The organism is Bacillus sp. SIMBA_008, assembly GCF_046535495.1.
Lineage (GTDB): Bacteria > Bacillota > Bacilli > Bacillales > Bacillaceae > Bacillus > Bacillus subtilis.
Map to the genome: position 1 here is coordinate 1 of NZ_JAWRWL010000729.1, position 259 is coordinate 259.

The 259-nt window shown below is 47.1% G+C and carries 1 pseudogene; it reads right to left on the reverse strand.

Annotated features, from left to right (window positions below):
• Positions 1-13: 13 nt before the first annotated feature.
• A pseudogene (gene citR / locus SB658_RS25175) lies at positions 14-259 on the reverse strand (transcriptional regulator CitR); the annotation flags it as partial.

Genomic DNA, 259 nt, shown 5'->3' on the forward strand with positions numbered 1-259 from the left:
CCATTTGTTTCACCTAAAAATGAAAATGTGATAAAAAATCTAAAAAGGTTTTCTTTTTTTCATTTTCATAGAGGGCGATGGCGTACGCGCCCGCGCTCGGCATCTGGGCGAATTCGCACGGAATTTCAATCATGCTGCCTGCGGCGAGTTCGGACCGTACCGCTGACAGCGGCAGAAATGAGACGCCCAGCCCCTCTTTAATAAATCGTTTCGTAATATGCGTCTGTGTCACCTTCATTGTCCTGACGAAAGGGAACTG